Here is a 23,481-nt window from a genome sequence, read left to right on the forward strand (position 1 = left end):
CTCCCCCTCAGCCCTTGGCCACGGCACGCAGCCGGTCCACCACGTCGGCCCGCAACTCGGCGGGCTCCAGGACCACCACGTCGGGACCGAACTCCACCAGCCAGGCGTCCAGGCCGTGGCCGTACGGAATCTCCAACTCGTCCCAGCCGTCGCCGAGTTCCCGCACGGCGGTGGCCTTCGCCCGCAAGGGGTACCCGGCGTCCGTGCGCAGCCGGATCAGGGCGCTGCGGTCGGCGGTCTCCCCTGCCCAGCTCGCCACGGTCTCGCGGACGGTGACGACGTCGGGAACCGGGGCCGTGAACCGGGTGCCGCGCGAGCGCACCTTGCCGGTGATCCGGGAGAGCCGGAACACCCGCTCGGCACCGCGGTCCCGGTCGAATCCGGCCAGGTACCAGTGTCCGCGCCAGCACTCCAGCGCCCACGGCTCGACATGGCGGGGCTCGGGGCGGGCGGCGGTGGCCTTGCGGTAGTCGAACAGAACCGGACGGCGGTCACGGCAGGCGAGCATCAGCGGCTCGAAGGAGGCCTCGTGCACCGGGATGCGCGGCTCGAGGGCGCCGTGCGACTCGTACGGGTCGACGTCCTCGGGCAGCCCGGCCGCGCGCAGCTTCTGCAGCGCGCCGCTGGCCGCGCCCGCGAGCCGGGCCTGCTGCCACACCTTGGCGGCCAGGCCCAGGGCGGCGGCCTCCTCGGCGTCGAGCGTGATGGGGGGCAACCGGTTGCTGTCGCGGCGGGCGAGATAGCCGACTTCACCGTCGAGATTCTCAACGGTCTCGATCACGAGCCCGAGTTCGCGCAGATCGTCCTTGTCGCGCTCGAACATCCGGTTGAAGGAGTCGTCGGAATTGGCTTCCAGGTAGGCCTCGATGGACTCCCTGAGCTCGCGCTTGCTCAGCGGCCGTCGCGTCCCGAGCAGACACAGCGCCAGATTCATCAGCCGCTCGGCCTTGGCAATGGCCATCGACGCCCTTCGCCTCCCTATGGTGCTTACGGACGATGACCGTACCGCCCCGGAGGAGCCAGGCAAAAGCCGAGGGCCCATGCCCGGACAGGCATGGACCCTGGTCGATCAGCTCCGGTCGGATGCCGTACGACGATCCGACCACGACTCGATCTTTTGTGACCCCTCAGGCGACTCCGGTACGACGATCAGACGCCGAGGAGGTCGACCACGAAGATCAGCGTCTCACCGGGCTTGATCGCCGGCGTCGGGCTCTGGTTGCCGTAGGCGAGGTGGGCCGGAATGGTCAGCTGGCGACGGCCGCCGACCTTCATGCCCTGCACGCCCTGGTCCCAGCCCTTGATGACCCGGCCGCCGCCCAGCGGGAAGCGGAACGGCTGACCGCGGTTCCAGCTGGCGTCGAACTCCTCGCCGGTGCTGAAGGCCACACCCACGTAGTGGACGGTGACGGTCTGGCCGGCCTGCGCAACCTCGCCGTCGCCCTCCCAGATGTCCTTGATCTCCAGGTCCGCCGGGGGCTCGCCGCCCGGGAAGTCGATCTCGGGCTTGTCGATGCTCACGTCACTCGCTCCTGCTTGTTCACGGAAAGGCAACAGGGACCAGTCTTGCATCCCTGCGGCCGGGACCTGCGCGCGTGTCCCCCGTGCGTCACATCTTGGCGAGGATGTCCACGGTGAAGACCAGCGTGGAGTCCTTCTCGATCCCGCTGCCGGCCGGCGGGTTGTCGCCGTATCCCAGCTTCGGCGGAATGGAGATGAGCACCCGGCTGCCGACCTTCTTGCCGGTCAGGCCCTGCGCCCAGCCCTTGACGACCTGCTGGAGCGAGAACGACGCCAGCTGCTTCCTGCCGTACGTCGAGTCGAACTCCTTGCCGGAATCCCACACCACGCCCTTGTACTGCACGAGCAGGGTGCTGTCGGCCGCGACCTTGTCGCCGTCGCCCTCGATGACGTACTCCGCCACCAGCTTGGTCGGCGCGTCCGCCTTGGGGATCTCGATGGAGGGGGCCTTGCCGTCGGTGTTGGTGCCGACCTTGGGCAGCGCGGCGTCGCTCTGCGGGACGTTCTTGCCCTTGGCGGAGCTCTTGGCGTTGAACGTGTTCTGCACGTCGACGACGAACACCAGGGTGTCAGTGCCCTTGATGCCCGCCTGCGCGTTGCCCTCCTTGCCGTAGCCCCAGGTGGGCGGGACGGAGAACTGGACGCGGCTGCCGGCCTTCTTGCCCGTCAGGGCGTACCGCCAGCCGTCGATGATGCTGTTCTGCGCGAGCTGGATGACCAGCGCCGTCTTGCGGTCGTAGGAGTTGTCGAAGACCTTGGCCGTGTTCCAGATCTGGCCGAGGTAGTGGGCCTGGACGTAGTCGCCCTCGGCGATGGTGGTGCCGCCGCCCGCGATGACCGTCTTGACCGCGAGGTCCTTCGACGGGTCGCCGGTGCCCTTGGCGACCGTGGGCTTCTCACCGAACTTGGTGCCCGCCGTGATCGCCGGCAGCGGACCGTCGACGATCTTCGGCGGTGGCGCCTGGGAGCCGGACGCCGACGCCGAGGGCGACGCGCTGTCGCTCGCCTTGCTCGAGTCGGACTTGTCGTCACCGCAAGCGGCGAGTGTGGCCAGTCCTGCGGGAACGGCGATGAGAAGGGAGCGTCGGCGCACGGTGGGGGCCTCGTAATCGGTCGATCTTGTTGATGGCGTGCGCGCAACTCTACGGCGTGCGAAGGGCGCCGTACGGGAAACGTACGGCGCCCGTGTTGCGTTCCGACGGTGATTCGGAACGCTTGGCTCACATTCCGGCGATCAGTTTCTCGACCCGGTCGTCCACCGATCGGAACGGGTCCTTGCACAACACCGTGCGCTGGGCCTGGTCGTTGAGCTTGAGGTGGACCCAGTCGACCGTGAAGTCCCGGCGCTGTTCCTGGGCCCTGCGGATGAAGTCGCCGCGCAGCCGGGCCCGAGTGGTCTGCGGCGGAACGGACTTGCCCTCGAAGATCTTCAAGTCGTTGCAGATACGGGCGGCTTGGCCCTTCCTCTCCAGAAGGTAGTAGAGCCCACGACGGCGGTGGATGTCGTGATACGCGAGGTCTATCTGCGCGACCCTCGGGTGGGACATGGTCATGTTGTGCTTGGCGCGGTACCGCTCGATGAGCTTGTACTTCATGACCCAGTCGATCTCGGTGCCGATCCGGTCGAGGTCCTCCGCCTCGATCGCGTCCAGCGTGCGGCCCCACAGCTCCAGGACCTGGTCGACGGTGCCGGTGCGGATCCCGCGCCGCTCGACGAAGTCCACGGCCTTCTCGTAGTACTCGCGCTGCACCTCCAGCGCGGAGGCCTCCCGGCCGCTGGCCAGACGCACCTTGCGCCGGCCGGTGATGTCGTGGCTGACCTCGCGGATCGCCCGGATCGGGTTCTCCAGGGTCAGGTCGCGCATCACGGTGCCCGCCTCGATCATGCGCAGCACCAGGTCGGTCGCGCCGACCTTGAGCAGCATGGTCGTCTCGGACATGTTCGAGTCGCCCACGATCACGTGCAGGCGGCGGTAGCGCTCGGCGTCGGCGTGCGGTTCGTCGCGGGTGTTGATGATCGGCCGGGAACGGGTCGTCGCCGAGGAGACGCCCTCCCAGATGTGCTCGGCCCGCTGGCTGACGCAGTACACGGCGCCCCGCGGGGTCTGCAGAACCTTGCCCGCGCCGCACAGCAGCTGACGGGTGACAAGGAAGGGAATGAGGATGTCCGCGAGCCGGGAGAACTCCCCGTGGCGTGCGACGAGATAGTTCTCGTGGCAGCCGTAGGAGTTTCCGGCCGAGTCCGTGTTGTTCTTGAAGAGGTAGACGTCGCCCGCGATTCCTTCCTCGTGCAGGCGTCGTTCGGCGTCCACCAGGAGTCCTTCGAGAATGCGCTCGCCTGCTTTGTCGTGCGTGACCAGTTCGGTCACGTTGTCACATTCGGGTGTCGCGTATTCCGGATGTGACCCGACGTCGAGATAGAGGCGGGCGCCGTTTCGAAGAAAGACATTGCTGCTGCGGCCCCATGACACGACACGGCGGAAGAGGTACCGCGCCACCTCGTCGGGAGACAGGCGGCGCTGTCCCCTGAACGTACACGTGACGCCGTACTCGTTCTCCAGCCCGAAAATGCGGCGGTCCATGACTGAACATTACGCCCGATCCCCCGAGCTGAAACGGGGTTCGGCCGCACGGTTTGGATCATTTTCCGATGAAGACGCAACCACCGCGCGCCCCGCGGGAGCTGTGAGGACGCCTCCCGTGACCAGCAGAACGAGCAGCGACACACCCCCCGCGACACCCGGCACGGCATAGCCCCACAGGGCCCCGCCCCGCTCGACCACCGGGCCCGCGAGGCCCGTTCCGACCGACGCTCCCACGGTGAACGTCGTCACGAGCCAGGAGAATGCCTCGGTGACCGTCCCGGCCGGGGCGTGCCGGTCGACCAGGACGAAGGCGCACGCGATGACGGGCGCCAGGAACACCCCGGCGAGCACCGTCAGCAGCGTCATGGCGACCGCGCCCGGCATCAGCGTCAGCGGCAGGTAACACACCGCCAGGAAGCCCACCAGGACCTGGAGTCGCCGCGCGGGCTCACCGGCCCACTGCCGGGCGCCGTACGCCAGGCCGCCCACGAGGGCGCCCAGGCCGATCCCGGCCATCAGCCAGCCGTACACCGCGTCCCCGCCGTGCTCGTCGGCGTACGGCACGGAGGCGACCGTGATGGACCCCAGCGCGATGCCCACGAACAGGAACGCGCCCAGCATCGCCAGCAGTCCGGGCGAGCGCAGCGCGCCGAGCCAGTGCGCCTCACGCGGGGCGGAGCGCCACGCGCGCGAGGGCGGCGACAGGACGACCGAGAGCGCCCCGAGGACCCCGACGACGTTCAGCACCAGCAGCGCCGCCTGAGCCGACCACAGCGACACGCACAGCGTCACCAGCAGCGGTCCCACGGCGAACATGACTTCCTGTGCCACCGCGTCCATGGCGTACGCCGTGTGCACCTGGCCCTCGTGCCGCAGCACGCTCGGCCACAGCGCACGCAGACCGCCCTCCAGCGGCGGGGTGAAGAGCCCCGCGGCCGCGACGGCCGCGTAGGCGAGCGGGAGCGGGTCGGTTCCGGTGAAGGCGAAGAGAGCCATCGCGAGGGCCGACAGCACGGCGGAGGGAAGCTGCACCCGCGGCTGGCCGTGCAGGTCCACGAGCCGTCCGAGCAGCGGCTGTCCCACCGCGTTGGCGACCCCGTAGGCGGCCGCGAGCCCGCCGGCGAGGCTGTACGTGCCCCCCTCCGCCCGGACGAACAGCACGATCGCGATCGCCGCGGTGGCATTGGGCAGCCGGCCCACCAGCGTCCCCGTCAGCAGGCGTGCCGCATGCCTCGCCCTGAGGATCTCCAGGTATCCCGCGGCCATGTCCCGCCTCCAAGTCATACGTATAACCCCGACTCCCATACGTACCATGTGCGCTGTTCGGACGTCCAGACGAAGGAGCGGACCCACCGTGGCACGCAGCAGCACGCGCCCGACCAGCCGGGACGTCGCGCAGGCGGCCGGGGTCTCCCAGGCGGCCGTCTCCCTCGTCCTGGGCGACAAATGGCGCGGCCGGGTCTCCGAGGCCACCGCCGAACGGGTCCGGGAGGCCGCCCGCGACCTCGGCTACCGGCCCAACCTGGCCGCCCGCAACCTCCGCCTCGGCCACACCCGCACGGTCCTGCTCGTCGTCCCGGCGCTGACGACAGAGTTCTTCGCCGGCGTCTACACCGGCGCCGCGCGCGTGGCCGCCGACCACGGCTTCGGCGTCGTCCTCTACCCCTCCCCCGAAGGCATCGGCCCCGCCCGCGATCCCTTCGCCTCCGCCCAGGCCGCCCTGGACGGCGTCATCGCCTCCTCCATGGCCGCCGACGCCCTCACCGCCATCCGCGGCGACCAGCTCCCCCTCGTCATGCTCGACAGCGACCCCTCCGGCAGCCTCGGCGCCGCCACCGTCAACCTCGACATCGCCGACGGCGTCCGCCAGGTCGCCGCCCACCTCCTGGGCCTCGGCCACCGCCGTTTCCTGCACCTCGCGGCCGACATCCCGTCCTGGACCTTCGAGGTACGCGCGCGTGAACTGGCCGCACGGCTCGACACCGTGCCCGGCACCACCCTCCGCACCGTCCACGCGCCCATCTCGATCGACGGCGCCCTGACCGCCGCCGCGGCCGCCCTCGCCACGCCGGGCCCCCGACCCACCGCCCTGGTCTGCGACGACGACAAACTCGCCGCCGGCGCCTACAAGGCCGTACGACGGCTCGGCCTGCGCGTGCCCGACGACATCTCCGTCACCGGCCTGGACGACCTCGCCCTCGCCACCGCCCTCGACCCCGAGCTGACGACCGTACGACTGGACGCCGAACTGTTCGGCGAACGCGGCATGCAAGCCCTCCTGGCCGTCCTGGAGGGCCGTGCACCGCAGGCAGGGGACATTCCGGTCGAGCTGGTCGTACGAGGCTCCACGGCCCCGCCCAGGACCCCCTGAACGCCCTGTGCCCCGGCCTGGTGATCGGCCGGGGCACAGAAAGGGTGACGGTCGGGGCGGGACACCCCGGGACTACTCGTCCTCGGAACCCTCCGCCTCATCAGCGCTCTCCGCCTCGGTGGTCGCACCGCCGGCCTCCAGCAAGCGACCCAGCTGACGCCCCACGATGCGCTTGAACTTGCGCTTCTGCGGACGGGTACGGTCCAGCACCGCGACCTCCAGCCGCTCCGCGGGGATCTCCCGCTCGCTGCCGTTCGTGTCACGGGACAACGCCTGCACGGCCAGCTTCAGCGCCTCCGCCAGGCTCATCCCGTCCTGGTGACGCTGGTCCAGATAGCTGCTGATCGTCTCGGCGTTGCCGCCCACCGCGACCGAGCCGTGCTCGTCCACGATGGAACCGTCGTGCGGCAGCCGGTAGATCTGGTCGCCGTCCGGCGTCTCACCGACCTCGGCCACGACCAGCTCCACCTCGTACGGCTTCTCACCGGCCGAGGAGAAGATCGTGCCCAGCGTCTGGGCGTAGACGTTGGCCAGACCGCGGGCGGTCACGTCGTCACGGTCGTAGGTGTAACCACGCAGGTCGGCGTAGCGCACGCCGCCGATACGCAGGTTCTCGTACTCGTTGTACTTGCCGGCGGCCGCGAAGCCGATCCGGTCGTAGATCTCGCTGAACTTGTGCAGCGCGCGGGACGGATTCTCGCCGACGAACACGATGCCGTCGGCATACTGCAGCACGACCAGGCTGCGACCACGGGCGATGCCCTTGCGGGCGTACTCCGCCCGGTCGGCCATCGCCTGCTGGGGAGAAACGTAGAACGGCGTCGACACCGGTTATCCGTCCCTTTCTGTGGAAGTCACTGCGATCACCTTGGACAAGACGAGGGACGCCTACAGCAGCGCGGCCCGCGGGCCGTCGGGCTGCTCCAGCCGCCGCTCGAGAATCGAACGGGCGACCTCGGAGGACTCCTCGTCGGTGAGCCGACGGAAGCCGTCCTCGGTGATCACGGTGACGATCGGGTAGATCCGGCGGGCGACATCGGGACCACCGGTCGCCGAGTCGTCGTCGGCCGCGTCGTACAGGGCCTGCACCACGAGGGTGGTGGCCTCTTCCTCGGTGAGGTCGTTGCGGAAGAGCTTCTTCATGGCCCCGCGCGCGAAGATCGAGCCGGAACCCGTGGCGGCGAAGTGGTGCTCCTCGGAACGGCCGCCGGTGACGTCGTAGGAGAAGATCCGACCCTTGTCCCGGTCGACGTCGTACCCCGCGAACAGCGGTACGACGGCCAGCCCCTGCATCGCCATGCCGAGGTTGGAACGGATCATGGTCGACAGCCGGTTCGCCTTGCCCTCCAGGGACAGCTGCGCACCCTCGACCTTCTCGAAGTGCTCCAGCTCCAGCTGGAACAGCTTCACCATCTCCACGGCGAGACCGGCGGTGCCGGCGATCCCGACGGCCGAGTACTCGTCGGCCGGGAACACCTTCTCGATGTCCCGCTGGGCGATGACGTTCCCCATGGTCGCCCGCCGGTCACCGGCGAGCACGACGCCCCCGGGGAACGTGACGGCGACGATGGTCGTCCCGTGCGGCGCCTCGATCACACCCTGCGTGGGCGGCAGTTGCCGGTTCCCCGGCAGCATCTCCGGCTGGTGCTCGGACAGGAAGTCCATGAAGGACGACGACCCAGGCGTCAGGAAGGCAGCTGGTAGACGCCCGGTGCTACGAGTGTTGGCTTCCACGCGATTCCTTCCAGGTAAGCAGCAGCCCGCCTTATGGCATCGGGCCGATCCTTGAACTGCCCCAGTGCGGCATTGCAGCTGAAGCACAGTACGCCTCGGACCCTACCCGTCTTGTGGCAGTGATCCACATGCTCGGGCACGACCGCCAAACATATGCAGCAGACGCCCCCTTGAGAGGCGATCAACTTGTCACGCTCGGCTTCGGTGAGGCCGTACCGACGCTTCAAATGGTCTCGCCGACCCTGAGCCGCGCGGCACGCCTTGCAGCGCGTCGACAATCCGTCCGAGGCCGTCGCGTTGCGATGCCATTCGCTCCACGGCTTGATCTCTCCGCACGTGCGGCAGAGCTTGTGCCCCTCCGGGACGTCAACATGCTCCCGGACCGGCTTACCCATGGCCTCCCGGCGCCGCCGGTAGTGCGCGGCGCTGTACTCCGCCACGCACTCCCGGCAGTGCACCTGGAGGCCGTCACGCCGATTCTTGCCACGCGCAAAGGCCGCAAGAGCTAGATCCCGCCCACACTTCCTGCATTCTTTGGCGTCGAGCTCTTCAGCCACTTGATTCCCCCGCAACCTTCACTTCGAAGGCCAAGTGACCTAACAGCCTCTACTCTCCACCCTTTTGCACGAAGGAGCGCACGAAATCCTCGGCATTTTCCTCGAGTACGTCGTCGATCTCGTCCAGGACGGAGTCCACGTCGTCGCTCAGCTTCTCGTGGCGCTCCTTGAGGTCCTCGGAACCTTGCGCTTCCGCGCTCTGCTCCTCGACCTCCTCGGTGTTGCGCGTGGCCTTCTGCTGTCCGCCGCCGGTGTCCTTGGTCGCCATAACCCCTCACCCCGCTCGGTTCGACGTTCTTGATCAGACCCTACAAGCAGGGTCTGACATCGGCCCCGCAGTTCCTACAACGTACGGGGGCCATCTCGATGATTCCCTCTGGCCGGGTTTTCCACCCTGTCGGAGCGCCCGGCCCGAGTGCCCGCTCAGCCGCCCGACAACACCCTGACCAGGTCTTCTGCCGTGCGACAGCGGTCCAGGAGCTCCTTGACGTGATTTCGCGTTCCGCGAAGCGGTTCGAGGGTTGGGACCCGCTGGAGCGAGTCCCGGCCCGGGAGGTCGAAGATCACCGAGTCCCAGGAGGCCGCGGCGACGTCGTCGGCGTACTGCTCCAGGCAGCGGCCGCGGAAGTACGCGCGGGTGTCCTCCGGGGGCTTGGTGCGGGCCCGCTCGACGTCCTGCTCGTCGAGGAGGCGCTTGATGCGGCCGCGGGCCGCGAGACGGTTGTAGAGGCCCTTCTCGGCCCGTACGTCGGCGTACTGGAGGTCCAGGAGGTGCAGCTTGGCCGCGTCCCAGTCGAGGCCGTCACGGCGCCGGTAGCCCTCCATGAGCTCCCGCTTGGCGACCCAGTCGAGCTCGCCGGCGAGGCTCATGGGGTCGTTCTCCAGACGGTTGAGGGTGTCCTCCCAGCGGGCCAGGACGTCCTTGGTCTGGTCGTCGGCGTCCGCGCCGAACCGCTCCTCGACGTACTTGCGGGCCAGCTCGTAGTACTCCATCTGGAGCTGGACGGCGGTGAGTGTGCGGCCGCTGCGGAGCGTGACCAGTCGCTGGAGCGTCGGGTCGTGGGAGACCTGGTGCAAGGTCCGTACGGGCTGGTCGACGGCCAGGTCGACGGCGATGAAGCCGTCCTCGATCATCGACAGCACCAGCGCCGTGGTGCCGAGCTTCAGGTAGGTCGAGATCTCGGAGAGGTTCGCGTCGCCGATGATCACGTGGAGGCGGCGGTACTTCTCGGCGTCGGCGTGGGGCTCGTCACGGGTGTTGATGATCGGGCGCTTGAGGGTGGTCTCGAGGCCGACCTCGACCTCGAAGTAGTCGGCGCGCTGGCTCAGCTGGAAGCCGTGTTCGTGGCCGTCCTGGCCGATGCCGACGCGGCCGGCTCCCGCGAAGACCTGGCGGGAGACGAAGAAGGGCGTGAGGTGGCGCACGATGTCCGAGAAGGGGGTCTCCCGCTTCATCAGGTAGTTCTCGTGCGTGCCGTAGGAGGCGCCCTTGTTGTCGGTGTTGTTCTTGTAGAGGTGGATGGGCTGGGCGCCGGGGAGCGCCGCGGCGCGTTCGGCGGCCTCGGCCATGATGCGCTCGCCGGCCTTGTCCCACAGGACGGCGTCGCGCGGGTTGGTGACCTCGGGGGCGCTGTACTCGGGGTGTGCGTGGTCGACGTAGAGCCGTGCGCCATTGGTGAGGATGACGTTGGCGAGGCCGATGTCCTCGTCGGTGAGCTGGCTGGAGTCGGCGGCTTCGCGGGCGAGGTCGAAGCCCCGCGCGTCCCGCAGCGGATTCTCCTCCTCGAAGTCCCATCGGGCCCGGCGGGCCCGGTGCATCGCCGCCGCGTAGGCGTTGACGATCTGGGATGAGGTGAGCATGGCATTGGCGTTGGGGTGGCCGGGGACGGAGATCCCGTACTCCGTCTCGATGCCCATTACTCGCCGTACGGTCATGCGGCCCTCCTTGCCCGGCGGCGCCCTCGGTCGGGGGCGGCGCTCAAGTACCGCTGGCGCTCCGGTGCGTGTGCGGTGCCCGTCCCCGCACTGCGCGACTCGGCGGTACAGAAGAGCCTAGAACGGCTCCGCGCTGGTGGGGAGATCATTTGCGTCATTGCCTTGCTCGCCTCTGTTCCGGTTAGTTGCCTGAAAAACAGTCGGCTGCGGGTACCCCGGCGAGGGCACCCGCAGCCGCCCTGTCTTTACAGGTACTGACCGGTGTTCGCCACCGTGTCGATGGAGCGTCCGGTGTCGGCGCCCTGCTTTCCGGTGATGAGGGTACGGATGTAGACGATCCGTTCGCCCTTCTTTCCGGAGATACGGGCCCAGTCGTCCGGGTTGGTGGTGTTGGGCAGGTCCTCGTTCTCCTTGAACTCGTCCACGCAGGCCTGGAGGAGGTGGGAGACCCGAAGGCCCTTCTGGTTGTGGTCGAGGAAGTCCTTGATCGCCATCTTCTTGGCGCGGCCCACGATGTTCTCGATCATGGCGCCGGAGTTGAAGTCCTTGAAGTAGAGGACTTCCTTGTCGCCATTGGCGTAGGTGACTTCCAGGAAGCGGTTTTCCTCGGATTCGGCGTACATGTGTTCCACGGCCGTCTGGATCATGCTCTGGACGGTGGTGGTCTTGCTGCCGCCGTGCTCGCCGAGGTCGTCGGAGTGCAGGGGGAGGCGCTCGGTGAGGTACTTGCCGAAGATGTCCTTGGCGGCCTCGGCGTCGGGACGCTCGATCTTGATCTTCACGTCGAGGCGGCCGGGGCGCAGGATGGCGGGGTCGATCATGTCCTCGCGGTTGGAGGCACCGATGACGACCACGTTCTGCAGGCCTTCGACACCGTCGATCTCGGCGAGGAGCTGCGGGACGATGGTGTTCTCCACGTCCGAGCTGACACCGGAGCCGCGGGTGCGGAAGAGGGACTCCATCTCGTCGAAGAAGACGATGACGGGTGTGCCCTCGCTGGCCTTCTCACGAGCACGCTGGAAGACGAGGCGGATCTGCCGCTCGGTCTCGCCGACGTACTTGTTGAGGAGCTCGGGGCCCTTGATGTTGAGGAAGAAGCTCTTGCCGGTGGCCTGACCGGTGACCTCGGCGACCTTCTTGGCCAGCGAGTTGGCGACGGCCTTGGCGATGAGCGTCTTGCCGCATCCGGGGGGCCCGTAGAGCAGGACGCCCTTGGGCGGGCGCAGTTCGTGCTCCTTGAACAGGTCCGGGTAGAGGTACGGCAGCTCTACGGCGTCCCGGATGGCCTCGATCTGGCCGCCGAGTCCGCCGATCTGCTCGTAACCGATGTCGGGGACCTCTTCGAGGACGAGTTCCTCGACCTCGCTCTTGGGCACGACCTCGTAGACGTAGCCGGAGCGCGGTTCGAGGAGCAGGGCGTCGCCGGGGCGGATGGTGACGTCCAGCAGCGGCTCGGCGAGCCGCACCACCCGTTCCTCGTCGGTGTGTCCCTGCACCAGGGCGCGCTCGCCGTCCTCGAGGATCTCCTTGAGGGTGACGATGTCGCCGACGCTCTCGTACTCCATGGCCTCGACCACGTTGAGAGCTTCGTTGAGCATCACTTCCTGGCCGCGCCGGAGCTCTTCGAGTTCGACGCTGGGGCTGACGTTCACCCGCAGTTTGCGGCCGCCGGTGAAGATGTCGGCGGTGCCGTCCTCGTTCGCTTCGAGAAAGACGCCGAAGCCCGCCGGGGGCTGCGCGAGCCGGTCGACCTCCTCCTTGAGGGCCACGATCTGGTCGCGGGCCTCACGGAGAGTGTTGGCGAGTCGCTCGTTCTGGGCGGACACGCCGGCCAGGTTGGTCTGCAGCTCGACGATCCGCTCTTCGAGAATCCTCGTGTGTCGCGGAGAGTCGGCGAGCTTGCGTCGCAGGACGGCGATCTCCTGCTCAAGGTAGGCAATCTGCCCGGACGGGTCGTCGGACCCTCGTCCCGGGCGGATGCCGCGGTTCATGTCGTCGTCGTGGGCTGCCACGGTCCTCACCTCCTCCAAGGGGAGCTGGACGCTTCCAGACCCTACCTGGGTGGGTGTCGATTGAAACCCCTAGATCACAAAGACTGTCGAGGTGTGTCCGATCTTCACCCTTGCGCTCTCCCTCACGCCAGGGGAATACCCACCGAACAAGATTGGAAAGCTGCCGAAGGTAGGGTCGAAGTGTTCAACACCCGCCAGAGCTGGCCGGATTCCCGTTCAGCTCGACGCATAAACGGCAGGAGAGATGAGAGTGCAGCAGGAGGCCGGGCCCGACGGCGACACCCTGGAGGTCTGGATCGATCAGGACCTGTGTACGGGTGACGGTATCTGCGTCCAGTACGCGCCCGAGGTGTTCGAGCTGGACATCGACGGCCTGGCGTACGTGAAGGGCTCGGACGACGAGCTCCTCCAGGACAAGGGCGCCACAACGCCCGTACCGCTGCCGCTTCTCACCGATGTGGTCGACTCGGCGAAGGAGTGTCCGGGCGAGTGCATTCATGTACGTCGAGTTTCGGACAGGGTCGAGATCTACGGACCGGACGCAGAGTGACCGGAAAGGCACCCTGCGTGACCACTGTCTGATTTCTCACAGATGTGATCGCTTCGGTCAGACGGTGTGCGTGCCCGCGGGGGTCGAGCGGACGAACGCGCCGTCCTTCCACTGCCATTTCGCCTTGTCCGTGACGTCCGGGCAGCAACTGGGTACGTCGGACGTGGAGTAGCCGAGCAGGGTCGCGAGGACGGCGCCGTCGCTCACCGTGAAGTCGGTGACGGTGTTGCGGGTCTTCGGGCTCAGCAGGGTGGCGACGACCCGGGGTTCACCGGTGCCCTTCGCGCGTGTGATGACGTAGACGGCGTCGGGCGGGGTGCCCATGGGGGCGTCGCAGTGCACCACGACGACTGTTTCCGGCCGTCCGTCGCCGTCGAGGTCCCCCTCGGCCCGCTTCTGCACCTTCGCCTTGACCGGTCCGCAGTCGATCGGGAAGCGGACTCCCGTGGGGTCGGGTGCCGTCGCGACCACCGGGGCGGTTCTGGCCTCCGGACCGGCCGCCTGGGCCGCCGTCGCGGGGTTGGGCTGCAGGACCGAGGAGAAGGCCACGACTCCCGCCACGGCGGTGGCGGTGGCGACCCAGTGGATCGGTCGGGTGTGCGTGTGTGCCAGTTCCGGGACGGCGGATTGCTGCACTAGGAGCGTCTCCTGTGGGGGCTGTGCCGGTGGGGTGGGTGGCCAGCATGGTGCCACACGTCACAGGTCGAGGGAACGGCGGGGTGGGGTACTCGCGCTGATTGTCCTCGTGCCGGTCGCCGCTCCCCCAACACGAAGGCGTCGGGGTGGAGTTCCCCCGGTCTGCGGGAACTCCACCCCGACGCCTGTACGTTGACTGCGGCACGGGGCCGCCCTAGCGGCCGGAGCCCCCGTCGGCGTTGGGGCCGGTGTAGTCCTCGCCGTAGGCGCCCTTGGCGGGGCGGCGGCGGCGCATGGGGGGCTCGACGCCGTCGGCGAGGCGACGGGCGGTGAGCAGGAAGCCGGTGTGGCCGATCATGCGGTGGTCCGGGCGGACGGCCAGGCCTTCCACGTGCCAGTTGCGGATCATCGTCTCCCAGGAGGTCGGCTCGTTGAAGGAACCGATCTCGCGGATGGACTCGACGGTCCGGGCGAGCTGGGTGGTGGTGGCGACGTAGCAGCACAGGATGCCGCCGGGCACGAGCGCCTTGGAGACGGCCTCCAGGCACTCCCACGGGGCGAGCATGTCGAGGATGACACGGTCGACGTCGGTGTCGGACAGGTTGTCCTGGAGGTCGCCGACGGTGAGCTGCCAGGCGGGGTGCGGGCCGCCGAAGTAGCGCTCCACGTTCTGCTGGGCGATCTCGGCGAAGTCCTCGCGGCGCTCGTAGCTGTGCAGCATGCCCTGGTCGCCGATGGCGCGCAGCAGGAAGCTGCTGAGCGAGCCGGAGCCGACGCCGGCCTCGACGACACGGGCGCCGGGGAAGATGTCGGCGAAGGCGAGGATGTGCCCCGCGTCCTTGGGGTAGACCACGGCGGCGCCGCGGGGCATGGACAGGACGTAGTCGGGGAGCAGGGGGCGCAGCGCGAGGTAGGCGACGTTACCGGTGGTGCGGACAACGCTGCCCTCGGGTGCGCCGATCAGCTCGTCGTGCGGGAAGGAACCCTTGTGGGTGTGGAAGTTCTTTCCCTCTTCGAGCGTGAACGTGTAGTGGCGGCCCTTGGGGTCGGTCAGCTGAACCTGGTCCCCGACCTTGAAGGGCCCGCGCCTGCGGGCGGCACCGGTCGGTTCGGACATGTGAACAGCCTACCGGTCCCCGGAGGGGCCGCCGACCACTAGGACGGTCTGGCCATGGCCTTCACGAAGGCGCGCTCCACGTCGGCCGCGGACAGGACGCCGTAGATCTCGCCGGTCTCCTCGACGACGAGGTACTCGGTGGCGGGAGTGGCCCGCAGGGCGTCCAGGAGGTCCTCGCCCGCGAGTTCGGCGGAGACGCGCATGCCGTCGGTGAGGTCCTGGGCGAGGCCGCTGACGGCGACCCAGGGGCGGCGGTGTTCCGGTACGCCGACGATGGCGGCCTCGCGGACGAGGGAGAGCGGGGCGCCCTCGGCGTCGACGACGACCAGGGCGCGGGCGCCGGCGTCGTTGGCGCGGCGCAGGGCCTCGGACAGGGGGGTGTCGGTCTCGACCGGGACCGCGCGGCGGGTGAGGGTGCGGGCGCGCAGTTCGGGGAGGTGTTCGCGCAGTCGGGCCATGCGCAGGCTGTTGCCGGCGCCGGTCCAGATGATCGCGGCGAGGATCGCGGCGAGCAGGGCGTCCATCACGGTGTCCATGCCGACGTTGTCCTCGGCGGAGGAGCCGAGGGCGCCGGACTGGGTGAGCAGCGGGAGGCCGATGAGGACGCAGACGGCGAGGGCGCGGCCGACCCAGGCGGCGGCGATGGTGCCGCTCATGGGCTTGCCGGTGATCTTCCAGACGACGGCGCGGAGCATGCGGCCGCCGTCGAGGGGCAGGCCGGGCAGCAGGTTGAAGGCGGCCACGATGAGGTTGGAGACCATCAGGCCGGCGAGCAGGACGCCGGGGACGGTGCCGGGTTCGACGGGCTGCATGGCGAGGTAGAAGAGGCCGGCCAGGACCAGGGAGAGCAGTGGGCCGACGAAGGCGAGCACGAACTCCCGGCCGGGGGTCTCGGCCTCTTTCTCGATCTCGGAGACGCCGCCGAAGAATTGGAGCTGGATGCGGCGGACGGGGAGCTTGAAGCGCAGTGCCGCGACGGTGTGGGCCAGTTCGTGGACGAGGACGGAGGCGTAGAAGGCGACCGCGAAGAAGAGGGAGACCAGGTAGCGGGCGGCGCCGAGCTCCGGCAGCACACGTTCCAGTTGGCCGCCGAAGACCCAGGTGATGAGGGCGGCGACGAGGAACCAGCTGGGGGCGACGTAGACGGGCACGCCGAAGGGCCGGCCCATCAGGAGCCCACCGCGCGGCTGGGGGGACTGGGGCGGCGAGGGGTTCCTGGGGGTGCCGGAGTGGGCGAGGGTGCGGTGGTCCTCGGTGCCGTGGGGGTCGTGGGCCGCTTCGGGCTTGCGCAGATCGGCGCCGGGGGCGGCCCCGTCGGCCGGGCCGTCGGCGTGCGGTACACCGGGGGCGGTGGGATGCGCACGGTCCTGTGAGTCGGTCTCGCCGCGGGCGGCCTGGGCGTCGCCGGGCTCGGGCGTACCGGTGCGGTGGGACGCGGGGGCGTCCTGGGCCACGGTGTCGTCCCCGGTGGTGCCGGCGGCGTGGGACGCCGGGGCGTCCGGGACGGCGTTGTCAGCCGCGGGCGGCCGCTGCGCGGCGTCGGCGGGGCCCGGGGCCTCGGCGCCCTGGGACGCCGGGGCGTCCTGGACGGCCTCGTCAGCCGCGGGCGGCCGCTGCGCGGCGTCGGCGGGGCCCGGGGCCTCGGCGCCCTGGGACGCCGGGGCGTCCGGGACGGCCTCGTCAGCCGCGGGCGGCCGCTGTGCGCCGTCGGGGTTCGAGGCACCGGCGGTGGGCGAGTGGTCGGCGTCCGCCGGAACGGTCGCGGGGCCCGGGGCCTCGGCGCCGGCTGGGTCGGTGGTGTCCTGGGCAGCGTTGTCGGCCGGGGTCGGCCGTGGGTCCGCGGGCTGGGGCTCGGCGGGCCGGCTGCCGTTGTCGTGCGGGTCGGGGGAAGTGGGGTCGGTGGTCTGGGCCCTGGGCCCTGCGTGGGGCTCGGCCGGCCGGTCCGTGCCGGACCGCGGCTGCCCGCTCCCGCCGCTCTCGTCCACGATGTCCCCTCGTTCGAAGCGTCTTCCGCGCCTGCCGTGCGGAAGGGTCTCGGGTCGATGGTATGCGGCGGTCGCTGCGCGTTCCGCCCCGGCACCCCCCGTGTTTCCCCAGGGCCCCGGCGGTCACGGCCGCGAGTGGGTCACTGTCAGTGGCGGGCCGTATGGTCTGTGGTCATGGAGACGAGCACGGAGGGCGGGGCCGAGACCGCGGTCGAGGCCCCGGAGGCGGCGGAGGAGTCGGCCGCGGCACGGGCCGGGGAGCCGGACGGCCACGGGAGCGCGCCGACGCAGGTCGCGGCCGGTGAGCCCGGTGGGGACGCGTCGGCCGAGCCGACGGCGACCCCCGCGGCAGGAGCGGAAGAGGACACCGGCACGCAGTCCGGGCCCGCCGTCATAACGCCCACCGCGCCCGCCGCCCCTGCATCCCCTTCCTCACTGTCCCCGTCCCGTGCCAATGACTTCATGCAGTGCCCCTTGCTGTACCGGTTCCGGGTGATCGACCGGCTGCCGGAGAAACCGAGCGCGGCGGCGACCCGGGGGACGCTGGTGCACTCGGTGCTGGAGCGGCTCTTCGACGCCCCGGCCGGTGAGCGGACCGCGCCCGCCGCCAAGTCGCTGATCCCCGGCCAGTGGGACCGGCTCCGGGAGAGCAGGCCGGAGGTGCTGGAGCTGTTCGCCGACGATCCGGACGGCGAGCGGCTGGCGGGATGGCTCGCCGAGGCGGAGCGGCTCGTCGAGCGGTGGTTCACGCTGGAGGACCCGACGCGTCTGGAGCCCGCGGAGCGGGAGCTGTTCGTCGAGGCGGAGCTGGACTCGGGGCTGCGGCTGCGCGGGATCATCGACCGGGTCGACGTGGCACCGACCGGCGAGGTGCGGATCGTCGACTACAAGACCGGCAAGGCACCCCGGCCCGAGTACGCCGAGGGTGCGCTGTTCCAGATGAAGTTCTACGCGCTGGTGGTGTGGCGGCTGAAGAACGTGATCCCGCGCCGCCTCCAGCTCGTCTACCTGGGCAGCGGTGACGTGTTGACGTACGACCCCGTCCTCGCCGACCTGGAGCGGGTCGAGCGCAAGCTGCTGGCGCTGTGGGAGGCGATCCGGCAGGCCACGGAGTCGGGCGACTGGCGACCGCGCCCGACGAAGCTGTGCGGCTGGTGCGATCACCAGGAGCACTGCCCGGAGTTCGGCGGCACTCCCCCGCCCTACCCGCTGCCGGTGACGTCGGCGACCGGCGAGCAGGGCAGAATGGGGCCGGGCTAGCGAAGGAGACTTATGGCCATCCGCGTCCTACTGGTCGACGACCAGCCGCTGCTGCGTACCGGGTTCCGGATGATTCTGGAGGCCGAGCAGGACATCGCGGTCGTGGGCGAGGCCGGAGACGGCCTTCAGGCCATCGACCAGGTGCGGGCGCTGCAGCCCGACGTGGTCCTGATGGACATCCGTATGCCGCGGATGGACGGTGTGGAGGCGACCCGGCAGATCACCGGTCCCGGGCGGGACGGCCCGGCCAAGGTGCTGGTGCTGACCACCTTCGACCTCGACGAGTACGTGGTGGAGGCGCTGCGGGCGGGAGCCAGCGGGTTCCTGCTCAAGGACGCGCCGGCCAATGAACTCGTACAGGCGATCCGGGTGGTGGCCGCGGGTGAGGCGATGCTCGCGCCGAGCATCACCCGCCGCCTGCTCGACAAGTACGCCACGCATCTGCCGTCCGGTGACGAGCCGGTGCCGGACACGCTGCACACGCTCACCGACCGCGAGGTCGAGGTGCTGAAGCTGGTGGCGCGGGGGTTGTCCAACGCGGAGATCGCCGCGGATCTGTTCGTCAGCGAGACCACCGTGAAGACCCATGTGGGCCATGTGCTGACCAAGCTGGGTCTGCGGGACCGGGTGCAGGCCGCGGTGTACGCGTACGAGAGCGGTCTGGTGCGTCCAGGCGCACAGTAGAACGGCGGTCCGGCAGTGCTGCCGGACGGCAGTGCCGAGGCGGAGAGGGCGTCCCCTTCCTGACAGGGGACGCCCTCTTCGTGTGCGGTGGCCCGCTCAGCCCTTGCTGAGCTCCCAGAAACGGAAGACCGTCGAGGCGTCGAGGCAGTACTCCAGGCCGTAGACGTCGTCGCGGACGACGGCGTACTGCTTGGCCTGCCAGACCGGCAGGACGGGGACGTCCTGCGCGACGAGGTCCTGGAGGGTACCGAAGGGGTCGTCCGTGGCGGAGCGGTCCGGCTGGGCGGCGGTCCGCGGGATGAGCGAACCGGTGATCTTGTTGTTGCTGTAGTTGTTGGACAGCACGTTGCCCTTGCCGAAGAAGGGGGCCGTGAAGTTGTCGGCGTCCGGGTAGTCGGGCACCCAGCCCTTGACGTACACGCCGTACTTGCCCGCGGCGATGTCCTTCTCGTACTGGTCGAAGGCCACGGACTTCACGTCGGCGTCGAACAGCCCGCTCGCGTTGAGCTGCCGGGCGATCGTCTTGAGTTCCTGGTCGGTGGCCGGGCCGTAGCGGGACGGCGTGGACCACAGGGTCAGCTTCACCTTGCCGGTGATGCCGTCGTCGGCGAGCGCGGCGGCGGCCTTGGGCCTGGACGGCTGGGCGCCGTAGGTGTCGAAGAAGGCCGTGTTGTGGCCCGCGATACCGGCCGGGATGATCGAGTACAGCGGGGTCGCGGTGCCCTGGTAGACGTCGTGGATGAGGGCTTCGCGGTCGAGCAGGTAGGCGATCGCCTTGCGGACGCCGATCTTGCCCGCGACCGGGTCGTTCATGTTGAAGACGAGGTGCTGGACCTCGGCGCTGGTGCCCTCGACGACCTCGACACCGGAGTCGGGCGAGGCCTTCTCGATGTCGGCGATGTCGCCCGCGGTCAGACCGCGGTAGGCGAGGTCGACCTTCTTGTCGGTCAGCGCGGTCTTCAGGGCCGCCTGGTCACCGTGGAAGAACTTCAGCGTGACGCCGGAGTTCTGGGGCTCGGCGGTGCCCTTGTAGTTCTCGTTGACGGAGAACACGGCCTGGTCGTCGTCGAAGGAGTCGAGCTGGTAGGGGCCGGAGCCGACCGCCTTGCCGTCCTCGCGGAGTTCGCCGGCGTCGTACTGCCGGTGGTCGACGATCGAGCCGGCGCCGGAGGCGATCTTGCTCGGGAAAGTGGCGTCGGGGGTGTTCAGTTTGAAGACGACCGTCTTCTCGTCCGGGGTCTCGACCTCGTCGAGCATCGGGAACATGATCGCCGGACCGGCGTCGTCATTGATCTTCAGCGTGCGGTCGAAGGAGAACTTGACGTCCTCGGAGGTGAGCGCGTCGCCGTTGCTGAACTTGAGGCCGTCCTTGAGCGTGCACTCGTAGACCTGCGTCCTGGTGTCCGTGAACTCGCAGCTCTGGGCCGCGTCCGGCTCCGGTTCCGTGCCGCCCTTGGGGAAGCTGAGCAGCGACTGGAAGACGTTGTTGAACAACAGCCAGGAGCCGGGGTCGTAGCCGGAGGCGGGGTCGGTGGCGAGGACGTCGTCGGACATCCCCATGACCACGGAGGAGCCGCCGGAACCGGAGTCCCCCGACTCCGTGCCGCAGCCGGCCAGCAGACCGGAGGCGAGCCCCGCCACGACCGGCAGGACCTGCCACTGTATGCGCTTGTTCACGTGCGAGTGCCTTGTCGTCGATTCTTGTGGAATCCCGGGACCCGTCCGCCGAGGCCCGGGGCGATGGAGGCGTCGGCCGGTCAGCCGCTCACGCCCTTGCCGAGTTCCCACAGCTGCAGCGTCGAGGAGGAGTTGAGCGCGTAGGCGGTGCCCGTGACGTCGTCGCGTGCGGCGACGTACTGGTTGCCCTGCCACAGCGGCAGCACGGGGACGTCGTCGGCGACGATGTCCTGGATCTCGGTCAGGCTTCCGGACGCGGCGATGCGGTCGGCCTCGCGGCGGGAGTCCGGGATCAGGGTGTTGCGGATCTCGCTGTTGTCGTAGGGCGAGCCGAGGAAGTTGTCCTTGTCGAGGAACGGGGCGAGGTAGTTGTCGGCGTCGGGGAAGTCCGGGAACCAGCCCATGCCGTAGACGTCGTACTTGCCCTTCTGCTCGGCCGGCCGGAAGGTCGACCAGGGAGCGCCCTCGATGCGGACCTGGAAGAGGCCGCTACCGTTGAGCTGCTTCTGCAGGTCCTCGAACTCCTCCTTGGTGGCCGGGCCGTAGTGGTCCGTCGTGTAGTGGAGGGTCAGCTTCACCGGCGTGGAGACATTGGCCTGCGTCAGCAGGGACTTGGCCTTGGTGACGCTCGGGTCGCCGTACTTGTTGAAGAAGGCGTTGGAGTGGCCGGTGATGCTGGCCGGGACCAGCGAGAAGAGCGGCTCGGCCTGGGTGCCGTAGACCTTGGAGACGAGCTCGCTGCGGTTGATGAGCTGGGCCATCGCCTGGCGCACGGCACGGGACTTCACGGTCGGGGCGTTGGTGTTGAAGGCGAGGTAGCGGATCTCCAGACCGGCCATCTCGACGAGGTCCACGTCGCCGCCGGACGCGTTGGAGAGCTTGTTGATCTGCGCGGGCGACATGGTGCGGGTGATGAGGTCGATGTCGCCCTTCTCGAGGGCGGTGCCCATGGCGTCGGCGTCCGGGTAGGAGCGCAGTTCGACCTTGTCGTTGTTCACCGTCAACGACCCCTTGTAGTTGGGGTTCTTGGTGAACACGGCGTTCACGAGCTCGTCGTTCTTGACGTCGGCCTTCATGGTGTAGGGGCCGGAGCCGTCGACGTCGAAGCCGTCGCGGAGCTTGTTCTTCGCGTAGTCGTCGGGGTTGACGATGCCGGCGACCGGGGTCGACAGCTTGTACGGGAAGGTGGCGTCCGCGGTCTTGAGGTGGAAGATGACCTCGCGGTCGCCCTTGGTCTCGACGGTGTCGATGGTGGACAGCAGGGCGAAGACGCCGGAGTCGGCCTTGAGGGCGAGGGCGCGGTCGATGGAGTACTTCACGTCGGCCGCGGTGATGGCCTCGCCGTTGGAGAACTTCAGGCCCTCGCGCAGGGTGCAGACGTAACGCTCGTTGCCGCTGTCGCTGAAGCCGCAGGACTGGGCGGCCTCGGGCACGGGGTCGCCCTCGCCCTTGGGCTGGATCATCAGGGTCTGCACGGTCTGGCGCAGGACGTTCCAGGTGCCGACGTCGTAGGCGTAGGCGGGGTCGAGCGGCGCGGGAGCTTCCTTCGTCGCGGTGAACCGGTCCGTGGTGCCGACGCCGATCGCGTCGCTCGAGCTGCTGCCGCTGTCGGTTCCGCCGCAGGCGGCGAGCACCGGCGCGAGCAGACCGATGACGGCCGGCAGCACCAAAGTCTTGCGGTTCATGCTCGAGTTTCTCCAGAGCTGTCGAGTCCGTGTACCCGGCATGCAGGGGTGGCGCTGCGGATCACGGGGGTAGGGCGATGTTCTCTCAAGGAGATTAGTCCGCACCTGCAGGAGGGTTGGCGGCCACCGGAGTTGGGCTTCCATCACACAGCGGAACCGGTCGTGGACGCACCGAAAAGCCGACAGGGGAAGGATTGGTGCAGGTTTCCATCAATCAGGACACATGGGCGCGCCCGAACCCCTCGAAGCGGGGCGTCCGGCACACCGTCGGCCGCCTGTCGAGACCCCGTCGAGTGGGGAACCTCACACCCGTAACGGGGCGGCAGCGGACCGGAATTCGGCCATCCGGCGCGCTTTCGAATTAATGCGACAGGGACCTGGGGAATTACCGCGCTATCCGTGTTGCACGCTGGGTGAACACCCGGGGCATTTCCGTCATCGAAGGCTGATCAGGCCGCGCAGGAATGGCAGGTCGACCTCTTCGAGCGAGCCGACGACGGTGCGTCCGGGGGCCGGGGCGATGGGGGCGACGGAGGGCACGGCCACGACCTGGCAGCCTGCGGCCTCGGCCGCGGCGACTCCGGTGGCGGTGTCCTCGACCACCGCGCATCTGGCCGGTTCGGCGCCGAGTCCGGTGGCGGCGAACAGGTACGGGTCCGGGTGCGGCTTGGTGCGCGGCACCTCGTCACCGGCGACCGTGAGGGCGAAGTGCCGGTGGCCGAGGGAGTCGAGGACCCGGTCGATGATGCGCCGGTGGGAGGCGGAGACCAGGGCCGTGGGGATGCGGTGCGCGGACAGCTCGGTGAGCAGCCGGGTGGCGCCGGGCATCAGGGGCAGGGAGCGGCCGATGCGGTCCTCGAAGCCCTGGTTGAGCAGGACGGTGAGCTCGGGGAGGGTGATGTCGGCGCCGGTGGCCTCGATCAGGAAGCCCGCGCTGCGGGTCATGGGACCGCCGACCACGACATGGCGCCAGGAGTCGTCGAGGGTGTGGCCGAGGCGGGCGAAGATCTCGACCTCGACGTCCCACCAGAAGCCCTCGGTGTCCACCAGGGTGCCGTCCATGTCGAGGAGGACGGCCTGGAGGGCTGAGCCGTCTGCCGTACGGGTGATGGGTGCGGGGACCGTGCTGGTCATCCACGTACCTCCTTGAGGGACGAGCAGGCCGGTTCCCA

General features: G+C 69.3%; 21 protein-coding genes. 4 read left to right on the plus strand and 17 right to left on the minus strand.

The annotated features are described in order from the left end of the window. Window positions 1–7 precede the first annotated feature (7 nt). The 5 genes from IOD14_RS30810 to IOD14_RS30830 all read right to left on the minus strand — a co-directional run bounded on the left by IOD14_RS30810 (window position 8) and on the right by IOD14_RS30830 (window position 5,372). On the minus strand, window positions 8–961 hold the full coding sequence (locus IOD14_RS30810; protein ID WP_123988077.1) for a WYL domain-containing protein: 954 nt from the start codon (window positions 959–961) through the stop codon (window positions 8–10). Between the two features lie 188 nt (window positions 962–1,149). Continuing rightward, window positions 1,150–1,521 carry an FKBP-type peptidyl-prolyl cis-trans isomerase gene (locus tag IOD14_RS30815; RefSeq protein ID WP_020117713.1) on the minus strand — a complete coding sequence of 124 codons (372 nt, stop codon included), beginning with the start codon at window positions 1,519–1,521 and terminating at the stop codon, window positions 1,150–1,152. A gap of 88 nt (window positions 1,522–1,609) precedes the next feature. Further along, window positions 1,610–2,614: an FKBP-type peptidyl-prolyl cis-trans isomerase gene (locus IOD14_RS30820; protein ID WP_123988078.1), complete on the minus strand. Its 1,005-nt coding sequence runs from the start codon at window positions 2,612–2,614 to the stop codon at window positions 1,610–1,612. Between the two features lie 127 nt (window positions 2,615–2,741). Next, entirely contained in the window at window positions 2,742–4,103 is a 1,362-nt protein-coding gene (gene pafA, locus IOD14_RS30825) for a Pup--protein ligase (RefSeq protein ID WP_020117715.1), read from the minus strand. Window positions 4,104–4,112: 9 nt separating this feature from the next. Beyond that, window positions 4,113–5,372, minus strand: coding sequence for an MFS transporter (locus IOD14_RS30830; protein WP_123988079.1), 1,260 nt, complete (start codon window positions 5,370–5,372; stop codon window positions 4,113–4,115). An 88-nt stretch (window positions 5,373–5,460) separates the two neighbouring features. Here IOD14_RS30830 and IOD14_RS30835 point away from each other — a divergent pair, with 88 nt between their 5' ends. Then, a complete protein-coding gene (locus IOD14_RS30835; protein WP_212672095.1) occupies window positions 5,461–6,477 on the plus strand; it encodes a LacI family DNA-binding transcriptional regulator in 1,017 nt (338 codons plus the stop codon). A 72-nt stretch (window positions 6,478–6,549) separates the two neighbouring features. Here the strand turns inward: IOD14_RS30835 and prcA are convergent, their stop codons facing one another. The 6 genes from prcA to arc all read right to left on the minus strand — a co-directional run bounded on the left by prcA (window position 6,550) and on the right by arc (window position 12,715). Then, on the minus strand, window positions 6,550–7,305 hold the full coding sequence (gene prcA, locus IOD14_RS30840; protein WP_123988081.1) for a proteasome subunit alpha: 756 nt from the start codon (window positions 7,303–7,305) through the stop codon (window positions 6,550–6,552). Window positions 7,306–7,365: 60 nt separating this feature from the next. Beyond that, a complete protein-coding gene (gene prcB, locus IOD14_RS30845) occupies window positions 7,366–8,211 on the minus strand; it encodes a proteasome subunit beta (RefSeq protein ID WP_123988082.1) in 846 nt (281 codons plus the stop codon). Further along, window positions 8,163–8,768 (minus strand): endonuclease VII domain-containing protein, encoded by a 606-nt coding sequence (locus IOD14_RS30850; protein WP_212672096.1) that lies wholly within the window; start codon window positions 8,766–8,768, stop codon window positions 8,163–8,165. Before IOD14_RS30850 ends, prcB begins: the two co-directional genes overlap by 49 nt. 49 nt (window positions 8,769–8,817) lie before the next feature. After that, window positions 8,818–9,036, minus strand: coding sequence for a ubiquitin-like protein Pup (locus IOD14_RS30855; protein ID WP_123988084.1), 219 nt, complete (start codon window positions 9,034–9,036; stop codon window positions 8,818–8,820). Window positions 9,037–9,191: 155 nt separating this feature from the next. Beyond that, entirely contained in the window at window positions 9,192–10,703 is a 1,512-nt protein-coding gene (gene dop / locus IOD14_RS30860) for a depupylase/deamidase Dop (protein WP_174269074.1), read from the minus strand. Window positions 10,704–10,948: 245 nt separating this feature from the next. Further along, window positions 10,949–12,715: a proteasome ATPase gene (gene arc, locus IOD14_RS30865; protein ID WP_123988085.1), complete on the minus strand. Its 1,767-nt coding sequence runs from the start codon at window positions 12,713–12,715 to the stop codon at window positions 10,949–10,951. Window positions 12,716–12,959: 244 nt separating this feature from the next. On the opposite strand from arc, the gene IOD14_RS30870 reads away from it, so the two are divergent. Continuing rightward, window positions 12,960–13,265 (plus strand): ferredoxin, encoded by a 306-nt coding sequence (locus tag IOD14_RS30870; protein WP_123988086.1) that lies wholly within the window; start codon window positions 12,960–12,962, stop codon window positions 13,263–13,265. Between the two features lie 57 nt (window positions 13,266–13,322). Here IOD14_RS30870 and IOD14_RS30875 read toward each other — a convergent pair whose 3' ends face one another. From IOD14_RS30875 to IOD14_RS30885, 3 genes are all read right to left on the minus strand, one after another. Next, window positions 13,323–13,901, minus strand: a complete 579-nt coding sequence (locus tag IOD14_RS30875) for a hypothetical protein (RefSeq protein WP_123988087.1) — start codon at window positions 13,899–13,901, stop codon at window positions 13,323–13,325. A gap of 214 nt (window positions 13,902–14,115) precedes the next feature. Beyond that, window positions 14,116–15,018 carry a tRNA (adenine-N1)-methyltransferase gene (locus IOD14_RS30880; RefSeq protein WP_123988088.1) on the minus strand — a complete coding sequence of 301 codons (903 nt, stop codon included), beginning with the start codon at window positions 15,016–15,018 and terminating at the stop codon, window positions 14,116–14,118. A gap of 38 nt (window positions 15,019–15,056) precedes the next feature. After that, complete coding sequence (locus tag IOD14_RS30885; RefSeq protein ID WP_212672097.1) at window positions 15,057–17,003, minus strand: site-2 protease family protein; 1,947 nt, start codon at window positions 17,001–17,003, stop codon at window positions 15,057–15,059. 174 nt (window positions 17,004–17,177) lie between these two features. On the opposite strand from IOD14_RS30885, the gene IOD14_RS30890 reads away from it, so the two are divergent. After that, window positions 17,178–18,263 carry a RecB family exonuclease gene (locus IOD14_RS30890; RefSeq protein WP_249126107.1) on the plus strand — a complete coding sequence of 362 codons (1,086 nt, stop codon included), beginning with the start codon at window positions 17,178–17,180 and terminating at the stop codon, window positions 18,261–18,263. A gap of 12 nt (window positions 18,264–18,275) precedes the next feature. Beyond that, complete coding sequence (locus IOD14_RS30895; protein WP_093774523.1) at window positions 18,276–18,947, plus strand: response regulator transcription factor; 672 nt, start codon at window positions 18,276–18,278, stop codon at window positions 18,945–18,947. A gap of 96 nt (window positions 18,948–19,043) precedes the next feature. Here the strand turns inward: IOD14_RS30895 and IOD14_RS30900 are convergent, their stop codons facing one another. From IOD14_RS30900 to IOD14_RS30910, 3 genes are all read right to left on the minus strand, one after another. After that, window positions 19,044–20,624, minus strand: a complete 1,581-nt coding sequence (locus IOD14_RS30900) for an ABC transporter substrate-binding protein (protein ID WP_212672098.1) — start codon at window positions 20,622–20,624, stop codon at window positions 19,044–19,046. A gap of 80 nt (window positions 20,625–20,704) precedes the next feature. Then, the gene (locus IOD14_RS30905) at window positions 20,705–22,309 is read right to left on the minus strand and encodes an ABC transporter substrate-binding protein (RefSeq protein ID WP_123988091.1); all 1,605 of its coding nucleotides are present in this window, start codon (window positions 22,307–22,309) and stop codon (window positions 20,705–20,707) included. Window positions 22,310–22,744: 435 nt separating this feature from the next. After that, entirely contained in the window at window positions 22,745–23,443 is a 699-nt protein-coding gene (locus IOD14_RS30910; RefSeq protein WP_123988092.1) for an HAD family phosphatase, read from the minus strand. Window positions 23,444–23,481 lie beyond the last annotated feature (38 nt).

Source organism: Streptomyces sp. A2-16 (genome assembly GCF_018128905.1).
In the GTDB taxonomy this organism is placed as follows: Bacteria; Actinomycetota; Actinomycetes; order Streptomycetales; family Streptomycetaceae; genus Streptomyces.